The 16,124-nt window shown below is 62.4% G+C and carries 10 protein-coding genes; 2 read left to right on the top strand and 8 right to left on the bottom strand.

Annotated features, from left to right (window positions below; translation table 11 throughout):
• Positions 1–18: 18 nt before the first annotated feature.
• From M2337_RS11430 to M2337_RS11420, 3 genes are all read right to left on the bottom strand, one after another.
• Positions 19–2,319 (bottom strand): arylsulfatase, encoded by a 2,301-nt coding sequence (locus tag M2337_RS11430; RefSeq protein ID WP_264570331.1) that lies wholly within the window; start codon positions 2,317–2,319, stop codon positions 19–21.
• 17 nt (positions 2,320–2,336) lie between these two features.
• Positions 2,337–4,622 (bottom strand): arylsulfatase, encoded by a 2,286-nt coding sequence (locus tag M2337_RS11425; protein WP_264570330.1) that lies wholly within the window; start codon positions 4,620–4,622, stop codon positions 2,337–2,339.
• Positions 4,623–4,806: 184 nt separating this feature from the next.
• On the bottom strand, positions 4,807–7,167 hold the full coding sequence (locus M2337_RS11420; RefSeq protein ID WP_264570329.1) for a TonB-dependent receptor: 2,361 nt from the start codon (positions 7,165–7,167) through the stop codon (positions 4,807–4,809).
• 137 nt (positions 7,168–7,304) lie between these two features.
• Here M2337_RS11420 and M2337_RS11415 point away from each other — a divergent pair, with 137 nt between their 5' ends.
• Complete coding sequence (locus M2337_RS11415) at positions 7,305–8,192, top strand: LysR family transcriptional regulator (protein WP_264570328.1); 888 nt, start codon at positions 7,305–7,307, stop codon at positions 8,190–8,192.
• 21 nt (positions 8,193–8,213) lie between these two features.
• Here M2337_RS11415 and M2337_RS11410 read toward each other — a convergent pair whose 3' ends face one another.
• From M2337_RS11410 to M2337_RS11390, 5 genes are all read right to left on the bottom strand, one after another.
• On the bottom strand, positions 8,214–9,128 hold the full coding sequence (locus M2337_RS11410; protein ID WP_264570327.1) for a cation diffusion facilitator family transporter: 915 nt from the start codon (positions 9,126–9,128) through the stop codon (positions 8,214–8,216).
• A 205-nt stretch (positions 9,129–9,333) separates the two neighbouring features.
• Positions 9,334–10,413, bottom strand: coding sequence for an amidohydrolase family protein (locus M2337_RS11405; protein ID WP_264570326.1), 1,080 nt, complete (start codon positions 10,411–10,413; stop codon positions 9,334–9,336).
• 14 nt (positions 10,414–10,427) lie between these two features.
• Positions 10,428–13,553, bottom strand: coding sequence for a TonB-dependent receptor domain-containing protein (locus M2337_RS11400; RefSeq protein WP_264570325.1), 3,126 nt, complete (start codon positions 13,551–13,553; stop codon positions 10,428–10,430).
• A 56-nt stretch (positions 13,554–13,609) separates the two neighbouring features.
• Entirely contained in the window at positions 13,610–14,653 is a 1,044-nt protein-coding gene (locus M2337_RS11395; protein ID WP_264570324.1) for a FecR family protein, read from the bottom strand.
• Positions 14,650–15,135, bottom strand: coding sequence for an RNA polymerase sigma factor (locus M2337_RS11390; protein WP_264570323.1), 486 nt, complete (start codon positions 15,133–15,135; stop codon positions 14,650–14,652). Before M2337_RS11390 ends, M2337_RS11395 begins: the two co-directional genes overlap by 4 nt.
• 223 nt (positions 15,136–15,358) lie before the next feature.
• Between M2337_RS11390 and mazG the strand changes: the two genes are divergently transcribed.
• The gene (mazG, locus tag M2337_RS11385) at positions 15,359–16,123 is read left to right on the top strand and encodes a nucleoside triphosphate pyrophosphohydrolase (protein ID WP_264570322.1); all 765 of its coding nucleotides are present in this window, start codon (positions 15,359–15,361) and stop codon (positions 16,121–16,123) included.
• The last annotated feature ends 1 nt before the right edge of the window (position 16,124 follow it).

Raw genomic sequence — 16,124 nt, 5'->3', positions numbered from 1 at the left:
GCGCCCCTCCCTCTCAGTTCAGTTGGCTGATTTCTCGAAGGTGACGCGGTCGATCGCGAGTTCCGACATGACCGGCTCGGCCATGTTCTCCAGCAGGGTGCGGACATTGTACCGGCCGATCACACCGCTGCCCCGCAGCGGGTAATAGACTGCGACGTCCTGCGACTGCACCACCTTGCCATCCACGATCATGGCGATCGTCGCAGCGCGCGGGCCGACCTTGGGCGCCGCCGTGACCGAGATGCTGACATCATGCCGCCCAACGGAGACTGGCTCGCCTTCCAGCCGCACGCGTTCGGCTTCCCGCCCGCTCGGGTTGTAGAGATAGGTGGGGCGACCATCCTGCATGATCAGGCCCCCGCCCCCGGCCTCATCGCCGATGATCACGATCGGCCCTTTCGCGTTCGTGCTCGCGGTGGTGATCGCGGCGCGCATGGTCCAGTCCATGCCGAGGGCTGGGAATGTCCCTTGGGGATAACGGGTCGGCCCCGGATAATAAGTGAACTGGTTGCGACCATCGACCAGCGAGGGCCGCTTCCCCGCCCCCACACGCCCGATCAGGTCGGCCTGGATCGGATTGACCTGATAGCGCCGTGCCGCCTCTTCGAAATCCTTCTGCAATTCGGCCAGCTTCTGGGGATGCTGAGCGGCCAGATCGCGCGACTGCGAATAGTCCTGCGTGAGGTTATAGAGCTCCCATTTGAACGTCGACGGGTCCAGCGGGGTGGTCGAGCGGTCGAAGGGCGCGCGGGGCGGCGTGGTCGAGGCTAGCCAGCCATCCTTGTAAAAGGAGCGATTGCCCAGCATCTCGAAATATTGCGCGCGGCGCGTGGAGGGCGCGGTCGCGTTGCCAAAGCTATAGACCATGCTGACGCCGTCGATCGGCTGCTGCGTCACGCCATCGACCTCCGTCGGCGGTACGACGCCGGCTGCCTCATAGATCGTCGGCGCGATATCGATCACATGGTGGAACTGGCTACGGACCTGCCCCGTCGCCTTGATGCGCTGGGGCCAGCTGATGACCAGCCCATCGCGCAACCCGCCGAGATGCGAGGCGATCTGCTTACCCCAGGGAAAGGGTGCATTTTGCGCCCAAGCCCAGCCGGCATTGTAGTTCGAGTAGCTATGCGGGGTTCCGTTCTGGTCCGATGTTTCGATCAGTTCCGCTTCGGTCGGCTCGATCCCGATGAGGCTCTGCAACTCCTGCACCGCGCCGCGCCGGCTATCCATGCTGGCGCCATTGTCGCCCTGCAGATAGATGATCATGGTGTTGTCGAGCTGGCCATTGGCCTCAATCTCGCGGATCACCCGGCCCAGCTGGTCATCGAAATAGGCAAGCTGCGCGGCCGCCACCTCCATCTGATGGGCATAGGTCCGCTTGGCTTCCGGACTGAGGCTGTCCCAGGCCGGCACCGCATCGGGCCGGGGCGTCAGAACCGCATTGGCCGGAATCGTGCCTGACTGCTTCTGCCGGTCGAAGATCTGCTGGCGCATGACATCCCAGCCCATGTCGAACCGCCCCTTGAAACGCGCGATCCATTCTGCCGGCGCCTGATGCGGCGAGTGCATGGTGCCGGGGGAGAGATAGACAAAGAAGGGATTGTCGGGCTTCTGGCTCCACTTCACCCGCAACCAGTCCACCAGATGGTTGGTCATGTCCTTGTCGAAAATGTAATCGCCATCCTTGGGGGGCTCGATGGCATTGCGGTTTTCGATCAGCTCGGGACGAAACTGGTCGCTGGCGGCGGCATTGAACCCGTAGAAATAGTCGAAGCCCATCCCGTTGGGCCAGCGATCGAAGGGGCCCATCGGCCCGGTCTCCCAGACCGGTGTATTGTGGTTCTTGCCGAAGAACGCCGTGTCATAGCCATTGTCGCGCAGCACCCGTGCGATGGTCGCCGCGCTTTTGGGCATGACAGAGGTATAGCCCGGCTCATCGATGGCGACGTTGGTGATCGAGCCCGAGGCGACGGCATGGGCATTGCGGCCGGTGAGGAGAGCCGCGCGGGTGGGCGAGCACATCGCGGTCGTATGGAACTCATTGTACCGCAGGCCCCGCTTGGCAAGGGCGTCGAAGGTCGGCGTCGGGATCAGGCCGCCGAAGGTGCTCGCCGACCCGAAGCCCACATCGTCGGTCATGATCAGCAGCACATTCGGCGCGCCCTTGGGGGCGCTCGGTGCCTTCGGATAATAGCGCCATTCCGGCGCTTGCGTGCGATCTGCGGGCTCTTTCGCCATCGCTGCGCCGCCGTGGGCCAGGACCAGGAGCGAGAGCGCCGTCGATCCTGCGATGCGGGCGATACGGGATTTCATGGGCATGATCGGTCTTTCCTGGTTTACCGGGCGTTCTTGCTGATCGTGACGGATGCGATGTCGCAGGTGCAGCGGCTTGCGACTGGCGCCACGGACGGGGTGTAGGAGAGCGGCGCCGTACCGGTGCGCCCGATATAGGCATCGCCACGGCCGCGGAGGGCCTGGCTTACCGTCGTGGACGCGACCTCGGCGCCGTCGACCCTGAGGCGTACGGTAGTGCCGCCTGCGGGGACGGGTTCGAAATCTACCGCAATCTTGTAACGGCCCGCTGGCAACGCATCTCGGGGAGAAATCTCCACCGGCGTCCCGGCACTGCTGGGATTCACGATGAAGGTGGGGCGCCCTGCGTTCAGCACCAGCGCCATGCCGCCAAAATGGTCCCCCTGCACGTAGATCGGCCCGCTGGAGCTTGGGCCCGCAGTCGATACGTCGGCGGTCACGGTCCACCCGGCCGCGATCGTCGGGAAGGCGTAGTTCGTATAGCGCGTATCGCCGGGGTAGTAAGTGAAGCTGGTGCGCTGCCCGAGCAAGGACGGCCGGAACTGCGGCGCCATCCGCGTATGAAGATCGGCGTTCAGGGGGTAGACTGCGTATCGACGCGCGGCGGCGTCGAAATCCGCCTTGAGCTCTTCCAGTTTCGCGGGATGTTGGGAGGAGACATCCTCCGTCTGGGACCAGTCGCTCCGGAGGTTGTAGAGCGCCCATTTGAAATCGGCCGGCTGTGTCTTGGCCGCCCCATCCCACGGGGCCCGGCCCGGCAGGGTCGATGCCATCCAGCCATCCTTGTAGTAGGCCCGGTTGCCCAGCATCTCGAAATATTGCTCGCGATGCCGCTCTGGCGCCGCCGCATCCTTGAACGTGTAGAGAAAGCTCGTCCCATCGATGGGCTGCTGCTGCACGCCGTTCACGACGTCGGGCGCGGAAACGCCTGCGGCCTCGAAAATGGTCGGCGCGACGTCGATGACGTGGGTGAATTGCTGGCGGATCGCCCCGCCCTTCTTGATGCCCGCCGGCCAGCTCACCACCATCCCATCGCGCAGGCCGCCCAGATGCGATGCGACGCGCTTGCCCCACTGGAACGGCGCGTTGGTCGCCCAGGCCCAGCCGGCCGGATAAGTGCCGAAGGATTTGGGGCCACCATAGTCGCCCATCGCGGCAATCAGGTCTTGGTCGGTCGTCGGATTGCCGGCGATCACCCGGAGCAGGTCCGCGCTGCCGCGCAGGTCTTCCTCGCTCGCGCCGTTATCGCCCTGAATGTAGACGACCATGGTATTGTCGAGCTGGCCGTTCCGTCGCAGCGTATCGAGCACGCGCCCGATCTGAAAATCGAAGAAAGCAAGCTGCGCTGCCGCCACTTCCATCTGCTTTGCGTAGGCGCGCTGAACCTCGGGGCTGACCTGATCCCACGCCGGAATTTGCTCCGGGCGCGGAGAGAGTTGAGCGTTGGCCGGAATGATGCCCTGCCGTTTCTGCCGCTCGAACGTCTGCTGGCGCAGCACATCCCATCCCTGATCGAACTGGCCCCTGAAGCGCGCGATCCACTCGGGCGGTGCCTGATGCGGCGCATGGGTTGAGCCAGACGCGAAATAGGCGAAGAAGGGATGCTCCGGCCGCAGGTTATGCTGCACGTCAATCCAGTGGATAAGCTTGTCGGCAAGATCCCGATCCAGAATATAATCGGGGTCCTCCGGCGCCCGCACGGTGTTGCGGTTCTCGATCAACGCTGGATTGAATTGATCAGCATAGGGCGCGTTGAACCCGTAGAAATAATCGAATCCCATGCCGTTGGGCCAGTTGTCGAACGGCCCGACCGGCGTGTTCTCCCACACCGGCGTATTGTGATTTTTGCCGACGAAGCTGGTGTCATACCCGTTCAACTTGAGCACTTGGGCGATCGTCGCCGCGCTCTTGGGAATGACGGACGTGTAGCCGGGCGCATCGAGCGATACGTCGGCAATCGATCCGCTCCCCACCGCATGATGATTGCGCCCGGTCAGGAGTGCGGCGCGGGTCGGGGAGCACATCGCGGTCGTGTGGAAGGCATTGTAGCGCAGTCCGCTCTGCGCCAGGGCATCGAAGGCCGGCGTGGGGACAGGTCCGCCAAAGGTCGAGGCCGCGCCGAAGCCGACATCGTCGGTCATGATTAGCAGCACATTGGGTGCGTCCTTGGGAGCGACCGGCTCCTTGGGATAGGCCTGCCAAGTCTGCACCGGCTCATCGGCCGCGACGGCCGGCACCGGTTGCATGGTCAGGACCGGCAATGAGGCGACAAGGAGAGAGAGGCGGAGCTTGGCAGAGCGGGGTGACATTGGGGCAGTCCTCTTATTCTGGCTCACGCATCCCGCGCGCAGCGAACTCTCACTTTCCGGGCCGGCGCTTCTTCCGGATCGTGATCGTCAGACCCCATTGTGAATGTTCCGCCTGCGATCAGTTGCATCAGAGAAAACCTCACATGCCCTGCCGCCCGGCGCGTGTCCGGGCGGCAGGAACGGATCAGAACGCCCGCCTGACGGTGAGCGACCATTCACGCGGCGCGCCGGGCGTCCCGATGACGAGGCCGATCGGCAGGCGCGTCTTGTTCTGATAGTAGAACTTGTCGGTGAGGTTGGTCACGGCGAGCGAGACCTTCCAATCTTCGTCGGCGGACTGCCAGGTCAGTCGACCATTAAGCATCGTATAGGCCGGCACCAGGGACGCCGGGTTATTGTCCGAGTTGGTGTAGAAGGACGACTGGTAGGCGAGATCGAGGCGCGGGGTCAGCGTGCCCGCGTTCCCGACGAGGATCTCATATTGCGCACCAGCGCTGACCTTCCACTCGGTCACGAAAGGCGCGATCGAATTGAGCGTGATGCCGGCAATCGTGGCGCCCGCCGCGCCCAGCTTCGTGAGCTGGAAATCGAGGTAGCTGACACTGCCGTCGAACGACAGGCCACGGAGCGGATTGACGGTCAGTTCCGCCTCGAACCCCTTGAACCGGGCGTCGCCGGCATTGGTGGGGGTCGCGTTTTGCGGTGTCAGGACAACCCCGTTCACAACGGTTGGCGCCGTGTTCGAGAAGATGATGTCCTTGTAATTGTTGATGAAGGCAGAAGCATTCAACCGCACCGCGCGATTCAGCAGATCGCTCTTGAAGCCGATTTCATAGGCTTCCAGCGATTCAGGATTGAACGGCACCACCTGCTGAATGACGAACGGCCGCGGATTGACGCCACCACCGCGGAAGCCCGTGGAATATTGCGCGAACACCATCAGATCGTCGGTCAGGCGATAATCAATATTGGCGCGATAATCCCAGCGCTTCCCGCTGTAACTGCCCACGGCACCGTCGATGAGGCGCTGTGCGGTATAGCTCACCTGGCTCGTGTTGAACGGGTTGAAGCGGCGGAAGTTATAGTCCTTCTTGTCGTCAGTGTAGCGAATACCGCCGGTCAGGTTGAGGCGATCCGTGAGATGCGCCGTGACATGAGCAAAGCCGGAAACGCTGCGGGCCGGAATGGTGTCATCCGAATAGAAGACGGAAGAGGTCGCCGCCCCCGGCGCAATGATGCTGCCGCCTTCGATATAGCTGGTGGCCTTGTAATAATAGCCGCCCAGCGTCCAATCCAGCAGCCCCGAAATGCTCGTGCCATTGAGGCGCAGTTCCTGGGTGAACTGGTGGTGGGTATTGGTGATGTTGTTGGTGTTGATGCCATAGGGCGTCGTGTCAAAATCCGTGCCATAACGGCCGGATATGCTTTGATACGAGGTGATCGACTTCAGAGCCAGATCAGGGCCGAGCTTCCAGTCGATCGAGCCAGAGACTTCCCAGGTGCGAAGACGCGTATTGGGCTGCCACACGACCGTATTGTGGCTACCGCCAGCATCGGTGAATGCGGGCGTCGTGTAATTGGCGTAGTTTGTGTACGATTCCGGCCCGGTGATGAAGACGTTGCGGTTGGTGATGCCGGGCGTCAGCGTCGGCGCAACCGTAATCGCGAGCAGCTTGGTTGCGCTCGGTTCTGAGTCGTCCACCAAACGGCTGGCCGCCACATTGACCTCGATGTCGTCACTGGCGACCCAGCGCAAAGCGACACGCCCGGCGGTGTACTTCGTGCCGCCTTCCTGTCCGATCACGCAATCTTTGCCCACCGCGGCAGAGGCCGTGAATACCCCGTTATTCGGGTAGACGCATCCGAAATCCAGCCGGTCGAGATAACCCTTCTTGCTGCGCGTGGCGCCCGATACACGCACGAAGAGCCGATCCGGCACGAGCGCGAAATCGCCTGCACCGCGCAAGTCGAGGCGGTCGAAGCTCCCCGTCGTGGCCTCGATGAAGCCGCCTTCGCCCGAGGGTTTCTTGGTGAAGAGCTTGACGGCCCCGCCGATGGAGTTCTTGCCCGCCAGCGTTCCCTGTGGCCCGCGCAGGATCTCCACCCGCTCGAGATCGAGCAGGTCCAGTTGAGAACCGAATACCGTGCCATGATAGACATCGTCGACATACAGGCCCACGCCCGGCTCATAAGCGAAGTTGGTATCCGCCTGTCCGACACCGCGCACATAGATCGCCGCGCCAGGGCCGAAGGCCGAGGTCGTCGGCTTCAAGACGACGTTGGGCGCGCTGTTCGTAAGATCAGTGACGGTGTTATAGCTGCGCGACTCCATCATCGCGCTGTCCATCGCGGTAATGGCGATCGGCGTGTCCTGAAGGCGCTGCGAGCGGAATTGGGCGGTTACCACAATATCGCCGACGCCCCCATCGGCCTCCTGCGTGCTATTCTCGGTTGTGGCTTGTCCCTGTGCCACGACCGGCGTGACGGCAGATAAAGCGACGGCCGCAACGCTGGCACGTGCGAATAAAGTGCGAATCTTGGACACGATTCCTCCCCCTTATAAACATTGATCCGACCCCTATTGCGGGCCGGTTGATCGTCAGTTCGGTGGAAATCGCTTGAGAAGCAACGTACCGGAGGGCTATCACCGTGATAACCAATTGGTTATCGGCACGGTGGGGTATGGCGACGACGAGACAACTCGAGATTTTTCTGGCGGTGGTGGAGGCTGGCGGATTCCGCCGGGCTGCGGATAAGCTCGACATCAGTGAAGCCTCCGTCAGCAAGCAGATAAAAGCTCTGGAGCGCGCGTGCGGGGCGGCCCTCTTCGACCGCGCCGCTGGAAAATCGCCGGAGCTCACGAGCGGCGGTCAGCGCACGCTGAAACTCGCGAACGAAACCCTTCAGCTTAAAAAGCAAATTCAGTCGCCAAAATTGAACGCAGGTATCGAAGAGGATCTGGAGTTTATAACGAGGCCTTATTTCTTCGAAACATTCGTGAAGCCTAAAATAAAAATTATAAATGAAGCCGTTTATCCGAGCAAATTGCGGTTGACGATCCTTGAATCGACAACGGAGATCGTGAATCGTCTCTCTACAAATCACAGTGCATTCTGCATCGCGCGATTATATGTGCAGCAGAATGATCAAGTGAATTTTCATTATCTCAAAAAGTCTCTGGCCTCGGTCTATGTTCCTGCAAACATTTATGAAATGTCCGTGGATGGAAAAATAAACATCGACGATTTGCCTTACGTGACTCCGAGTTCCAATCATGGGGTCAACGAGATTTGCATCAAGGAAATTCAATCCCGCGAATTTAATCACAACATAATCCAGTCTCAGGTTTTTTCAGACCAGATTATTGCGGAAGCTATTGAAAGGGGCGCCAAGACCTTCCTGCTCGATCATCATGCTCGCTCCGCCGTTGAGAATGGCGACATCGTGAAATTATCTCATGACGAAACGACCTTCTGGATTACGTTCGTCTGCAGCAAGAAAAGCTCAGATGATATTCAAAAGAGAGTTTTGAGCTCGATCAGGAAAGTCTTTGATCAGGAGATGTTTTGACGGGTCGGGGGCGTCGCATTCTCATCCGTGCCGATGCTCTTCCGCGCAGGCGAGATCGGGCGCTTCGGTCTGCACCGTCACATGGTGAATGGCGAAGCGCGATGCTATGACGTTTGTTACCGCCATGCGGACGGCATCGGGCCGCCCCTCCCCGCTCAGGGTGACATGACAGGTACAGCTGATGTCATCGTTCGACATCGACCAGACATGGAGATCATGGACACCGGCGACACCGGGCACATGAGCGATAACGCGGCGCACCTCGCCCAGATCGAGCCCTTGGGGCGTGCCTTCCAGTAGGATGTTGGTTGTATCGCGCAGGAGGACCCAGGTCCGCGGCAAGACCCACAGGCCGATCGCGATCGCCACGGCGGGGTCAATCCATGTCGCCCCGGTGAGGCGAATGGCAATGGCACCCGCGATCACCCCGATCGAGCCGATCATGTCGGCCCATACCTCCAGATAAGCCCCTTTCACGTTGAGGCTCTTGTCCTTGCCGGCCGAGAGCAGCCGCATCGAGACGAGGTTAACCACCAGCCCGATCGCCGCCACGATCATCATGCCCAGGGATTGCGTCTCCTGCGGCGCGTTGAAGCGCGAGATCGCTTCGATGAAGACATAGATTGCGATCATGAAGAGTAGAACCGCGTTGAAGGCGGCCGCCAGAATTTCGAACCTTCGATAGCCGAACGTCCGCTTGTCATCGGCGGGCCTGCGGCCGATGCGGATGGCTAGCAGCGCGATCCCCAGAGCTGCCAAGTCCGTCAACATGTGCGCTGCGTCGGACAGCAGGGCGAGGCTGTTGAAGACGAACGCGCCCACCACCTCCGCGACGAGATAGATCGAGGTGAGGATGAGAGCCAGGACCAGCATCCGGGCGCTGGCTCCGGCGGTATGATCATGGGCGTGCCCACCACCGTGATGATCATGCGCCATGTCGGACTCCTTCCATCGCCAGCTTGTGGGCATTCGCTGCCTACGCCATCCGTGCGCCGTAGCGCGTGTATAATGTCAGCAGAACGAACAAGCTCAGCAAGGTTGCCGATATGGGGCCGCCAGGCCGGCCCGCCTCAACTCAAAAGAAACAGGCCGCACCAACCAGTGGTGCGGCCTGCCCCGCTTTTGCTTTCGCCGCAGTGGCTCAGATCTTGAAAAGCTGCTGCGCGTTGGTGCCCAGGATCTTGTCCCGCTGCACCGGCGGCAGCGCGCTGACCCTTGCCTTCACGCCGACCATGTCCTGGATGGAGAAGGGATAGTCCGAGCCGTAGAGCACCCTGTCCTCGCCGACTTGCTTCACAAGAAATTCGAGCGTGGGCTGGTCGTAGACGATCGCGTCATACCAGAACTTGCGAAAATAGGCGCTTGGCGGCTTGTTGACGAGCCGGCGGCTGGTGGTGTTCTCCCACATCTTGTCCATCCGCGCGATGAGGTAGGGCAGCGTGCCGCCGCCGTGGCAGGCGATCAGCTTCAACCCTTCGAACTTGTCCATGAAGCCTGTGAGGATGAAGCGCGCATACACCAGCGCAGTGTCGCTGGTGAAGCCGATGGTGTTGGCGAGGCCGAAAGATTCCACGCCCCACTTCTTGATGTCGACCATCGGCACCGTCGGGTGAATGAACGCCGGCAGGCCGGATTCCTCCACCGCCTTCCAGACCGGATGGAAATGCTCGTCGTCCGGCAGCATGCCGACCATGTTGGTGAGCAGGCAGAGGCCAGCGGCGCCCATGCCGCGCACGCGGGCGAGTTCCTCGATGGCGGCGTCGGGATATTGCCAGGGCAGCGAGGCCATCCATTTGATGCGGCCGGGATATTTCTTCTCCGCCGCCGCGAAGTCGTCATTCACCTCGCGCGCGGTCTGGATCGCAACCTCGCGCGTGCTCCAGAACACGTTCGGCGCCGTAAGGCTGATGATCGCGATATCGACCCCGGCCTTGTCCATGGCGGCAATGCGCATGTCGAGGTCGGTCATATCCGGCGCCAGCCGCACGATCGGCGCGCCACGATAGGAGATCGTTTCGTCCGGCTTGGTCGGGAGGAGGCTCGTGTCCGCGTCCGGGTGCTTGCGCAGCATTTCCACCCAGCGCGGGGTGAAATTGTGGGTGTGAACGTCGATGACAGGCACTTTCGCGCCGCCGCGTCGCTGTGCGCCGGCACTGCCGGCCATAGCAGCAAGGCCGAGGCCCGCCGCGCCGGTCAGAATATCTCTGCGTTCCAGGGTCATCTCTTTCTCTCCTCTTAAAATTTCAGACGCACGCCGGCGCGGTAGCTGCGGCCGGTTTGGTCAAAGAAAACAGGGTTGGTCACCGAGTTGCCCGGCGCGATGGGCGGGTCCGTATCGAACAGATTATTGATCGCGGCATAGATCTGCATCGTGGAATCCCCTGCCCCACCGATGGTGTAGCGCAGCGAGAGATTGAAGGTCAGCATGTCGTCCACGACATTATTGTCGATGCTGTTGGCCAGGGTGTTGCTGTAATTGGGATCGTCCGGCCCGATCAGGCTCGCATCGTAGCTGCCCTTGGGGATGTAGTGCCCCTGCACCGTGGCACCGAACGGTCCCTTCTCGAAGGTGAAGGTGCCATCCAGCGTATATTTCGGCACGCCGATCGGGCCGCCGACCTGACGGCCGGTCTGCCCGGCACGGTCCAGAGAGCCCGTGGCATCGACCTGGATGAGATCGAACACGCGGGTCGCCAGCAGGTTGATGGCGACGCGGTTATCGGCCCCGAAGCGCTTCGAGAAATCCAGCTCGAAGTCGATGCTGCGCGTCTTGATCTGGTTGACGTTGAGATACTGGTCCACCACGTCCGTGATCAGGCCGCTCGGGCCGGTGTCGCGCGTGATCAGCGCGCAATAGCTGGCCCCGCCCGCGTTACAGCGATCCGTGATGACCTGCGCGCCGACGAGGTCGATCGCGTCGCGGATCTTGATATCGTAATAATCCGCGGAGAAGCGCAGCCCCGGGATCATCCGCGGCTGAAGCACGACGCCGGCGGTGGTGGTGTCCGCAATTTCCGGCCGCAGTGCCTGGTTGCCGCCACGGAACACGCGGGCAAGCACCTGACTGCTGTTCGATATGTCGAAGATGGAGCCTTGGGAGGCGACCAGCGGCGTGTAGAGTTCGGCGGCGTTGGGCGCGCGGATGTCGCGCGACCGTGTGCCACGGAAGCGCACGCCCTCGACCGGCTCGTATATGCCGCCGAGCTTCCAGGTCGTCACAGAACCGCTGGTGCTGTAATTCGTGCGGCGGATCGCGCCGTTGAACTCGAGCAGTTTCATGCCCGGCAGGTCGCGGAGCAGCGGCACGACGGTTTCCGCATAGCCTTCCACGATGTTGATCGTTTCCGGCCCGAAGGAAGAAGCGTTCGCGATGTAGAAGCCGTTAGTCAGCGAGATCGGGTCTGCCGTGCCGCTCACACGCTCGCCGCGATACTCGCCGCCCACCGCGATGGAGACGGGCCCGGAGCCGAAGTCGAACAGATCGCCCCGCAGGTTGGCGGCGACCACATGCTGCTGAAAGCGCGTGCGCTGCTCGGAAGTGCCGAAGCTGTAGGCGCGCGCCGCCTCCGAGAAGCGATACTGGCCGAACAGGTTGAGCGGCTGACAGCCCGTCGCGGCGGCGCGGACCGCAGCATTTGGGCTGAGGGTCGCACGGCACACGATATTGCCATTGTCTACGCCGGTGCGGAACCGGCCTTCGTCCACGGCATCCAGCGCCCGCGTGAAGTTGGCGGTGATGCGGTTGTTCTCGACGATCTGGCTCGCGTCGGTCTGGCCGAATTGATAATAGGCGTCCGCCTTCCAGCCATTGCCCAGATCGGCATCGAAACCGCCGACGATGCGGAAGGTCTTGGTGACATTGTCTCCGACCGCTACGCCGAGGTCCTGCCCGACGCGCCCGAAGGTGAGCGTCTGCGCGCCAAGCGTGGTCATCTGGTTGACGATCGACCGCGGCAGATAGGGGTTGTCGCGATTGATGGTCAGATTGGTATCGCGGGTCTGCGCGCCCGGCGTAATGACGCGCACCCGGCCATAGGACACATCGATGAACGGTGTCACCGCGCCCAGCTCATATTCGGTGCGTCCGTAGAGGGCATAGCGCTCCACAGGCACTTTCAGAACGCCAGCGGACCGGAAGGCGTTCTGCCCTTCCCCGCTCCCGCCCTGCATGAACAGCGTCGCATACTGGCCGCGCACGAATGGAACGGGGTTGCCTGCATCGTCGAACTGGATCGTCGCGAGCGCGGTCGGGGCGTTGATCTTGCCGGCGTAGGTCTGTGTCGCCGTATGGACGTTCGGGCTGATGATCCGCGCTGCTTGACCGTTGGTCCGGTAGGCGGTGTTGGTCAGAACCTGCCATTCCTGCGCACACAGATCATAGCTGTAGCAGCCGCCCATGCCGCGATTGTTGTTATACTCGCCGCCAATGATGACGTGGCCCCGTCCACCGGCAAAGCTGGTGCCCGCTGCGGCGGCGATCAGCTGATCACTATCCTCCCCTCGCTCGGAGATGCCAGCCTGCACATTGACCCGGAAGCCCTGCAGCTTCTTGTCGAGGATGAAGTTCACGACGCCGGCGACGGCATCCGAGCCATAGGCCGCCGAGGCACCGCCCGTCACGAGCTCGACGCGATTGATGAGGATGCCGGGAATGAGATTGGTGTCGACAGCGCCGGCAATCGTGCTGGGCACGAACCGGCGCCCGTCGACCAAAACCAGCGAGCGCTGCGCGCCCAGACCGCGAAGATCGACCGTGCGGGCACCACCGGCGCCGATGGTCACGCCGGACGTGGTTGGCGAAGTGGTGGCGCGAAAGGCCGGAAGCTGGGCAAGCGCCTCACCGACGCTGGCCGCCGAGGTATTCGCCAGACGCTCGCTGCCGAGCTGCGTGACAGGCGTCGGCGCGGTGAAGCCGGAACGGGCGATCCGTGAGCCCGTGACGACAATCGCATCGCCCTCCTCGGCCTCCGGCGCCGGCTCAGCCTGAGCCATGGCTTGCGGCGCAGGCGCGGCGGGCGCTGGTGCGGCCATGGCGGCGGCAGGCCGCGGCTCCATGCGCACGACGGTAAAGCCGCTGCCGCGCTCCAGCGGCTGCAGTGGCGCGCTTCCCAGCAGCCGGGCCAGCGCTTCCTTGGGCTCATACTGCCCCTTGATTGGCACCGACGGGCCGTAGCCCGTGGATGATGCGGAAAAGACGATCGACGTGCCGCTCTGCAGCCCGAACGTCCGCAGGGCTGATGGCAGAGGCTGCGATGGAATATCGAAATCGACCGGCTTGGCCTGCGCCGCCGAAGCGACCAGCGCGGTCGCCGCCGCGCCGAGCATCAAGGCGCCGCGCGTGTTGAAACCAGACATGAACATGAAAATCCCCTCACCTGTTTTTAGACTTCTCTACCTGATGAGGCGGTTCGCGCGATTTACCTCAGTCGTGCGTTCAGATTTCTTTCGCGGGCGATGTCCAGCAACCGATATTCCCCGTCGGAAACCCGCGTCCACCGGGCCACGCCCATGGCATCGATGGCTGAAAGAAATGTCGAGACGTCGCCGGCGCGGAGAACGGCACTCATCCGCCGCTCGGCAATTGCGGGCGTGCCGATGAGGATCTTGGCCGGCAGATAGCGGTTCATCTCGGCCACGATGTCGCCGAGCCGGGCTTCGTCGAAAATCAGGACACCCTCCCGCCAGCGCGAGACGTTGCGCAGATCGACCGGGGCGAGTGTCCAATTGCCGTCCCCCGCGACGAGGCGGTAGCCGGGGCGCATGAAGACGGTCGACGCCGTGTCCGATTTGGTCTTGAGGCCCTGCACGACGACATGGCCCTCCATGAGCGTCAGTTCGACACTGCGCTCGACGAGATTGACGTCGAACTGGGTGCCGAGCGCCTTGATCCGCTCACCACCGGCCATCACGACGAAGGGCCGCTCGCGGTCTTTCGCCACCGCGAAATTGGCGCGGCCGCTCAGCAACTCGATGCGCCGGGTCGTCTCGCCCATGCTCGCCTTGAGCGCGCTGCTCGCATCGAGGAAGACCTTGCTGCCATCGGGCAGGACGATCGCCGACGTCTTGCCCTCCGGCGTTTCGTAATAGGCTGTGACGACGGACGCTCGCTGCTCGCTGCTGGTGGGCAGCAGATCGAGCGCAACGACGGCTGTCACGGCACCAGTGAGCAGCAGGCCGAGAGCCGCCGCGATGGCGAGCCGGCGTTTGCCCCGCGGCGCCTGGCGCGCCTCCTCGCGCAAAGCCATGATTTCCGGGTGGGAGCGGAGGCGGTCGAGCTCGAGAAACTGGGCGACCAGTGCGTCATAGTCGCGGCGGTTCTCATCGCGTTCGGCAAGCCAGCGCTCGAACTGGCGAACCTCTTGCGGAGGCAATGTGCCCGAGCGCACACGGGCGACCCATCCGGGGGCATCCACGGGCGTCGGCCGGTCGGCGGGTCGCACGAGGCGAGGCAGAAACTTCATTCCGTCCCCCTGGCATTGTCGTGCAACGCTTTCAAAGCCTGCATGATGTGCTTTTCGACCGCGCTCGCCGAGATGCCCAGATGCGCCGCGATCCGGGCGTAGGTCATCTCCTCGAAGCGATGAAGGACGAACACCTGCTGGGTGCGCGGAGGCAGCGTGCGGATCACCTCCAGAGCGGCGGTGAGGCTTTGCTGCCCGATCAGGATGCGTTCTGGTGAGAAGGGATCGATCTGATCCGGCACCTCTTCGTCGGCATAGCGCAACTGGGCATTTTTGTGGTGCCGCCGCGCCAGCACATGGGAGGCGATGGTGAAGAGATAGCCCTGCACATTCTCGATTTCCGCGCTTTTCTGGCGGCTATGCAGATTGGCCAGGACTTCCTGCACGAGATCCTCGACCTCGCCGATGGGCACCCGTTTGCTGAAATAGCGATACAAAGCGCGCCGGTGCAGCGACACACGTTCGTCATCCAAAACAGGCACGGATTTATCCTGCACCTATGCCATCTCCGTGAGAGGTCCATTTGTTCTGTTTTCTATGAGCGTCGTTACCCGGAATTCCTCAGCGCATTCATAAAAAAAGAAAATTCGGGTCCACTTTTAAGGTGGCTCCCTGCCCGATGGCGGCTCTGTCCCGTCGACGCTGGAGTTTGGACATCGACCTGTCTACCGTCTTGCGAGCTTTCCTATCGTGACGGAACCTTCATTGAGCAACACACCCGCAGACATCGCACCGCTTCAGGACATCATGGCGCGGCTTCGCAATCCGGATGATGGCTGCCCGTGGGATGTCGCCCAGACCTTCGCCACCATCGCGCCTTACACGATCGAGGAGGCCTATGAGGTCGCCGACGCCATCGAGTCCGGCGATATGGCGGCGCTCAAGGATGAGCTGGGCGATCTGCTGTTCCAAGTCGTGTTTCACAGCCAGATGGCTTCGGAGCAACAGGCCTTCGATCTTTCCGATGTGATCTCCGCGATTTGCGAGAAGATGTTGCGGCGCCATCCGCATGTTTTTACGGCGCCGGGGTCGGTCTCGCCCGGTTGGGATGAGATCAAGGCCGCAGAGCGCGCCGGCAAGCCCTCGGAGGACCGCTCGGCCTTGTCAGGCGTTGCCCTCTCCCTGCCCGCCCTCTCGCATGCGGAGAAAATCCAGAACCGTGCCGCGCGCGTCGGGTTTGATTGGGACGACATCGCAAATGTGCGGGCCAAGGTGCTGGAAGAGCTGGAGGAGGTCGAACAGGCCACCGATCAGGCAGAGTTAGAGGACGAGATCGGCGACCTGTTGTTTGCGGTCGTCAATCTCGCGCGGCATCATCATGTCGATCCCGAGACGGCGCTCCGCCGGGCGAGCGGGAAGTTCGAGCGGCGGTTCCGCGCCATGGAAGCCGATGCGGGCGAGGCATTTCCCGGTTTGTCTCTGGATGCTAAGGAAGCACTCTGGCAGAAGGTCAAGCGCGCCGAGCGTTGAG

The organism is Sphingobium sp. B2D3A (assembly GCF_025961795.1).
In the GTDB taxonomy this organism is placed as follows: Bacteria; Pseudomonadota; Alphaproteobacteria; order Sphingomonadales; family Sphingomonadaceae; genus Sphingobium.
Note: the sequence above shows the minus strand (reverse complement) of the source record. Positions and strands in the feature narration are given on the sequence as shown.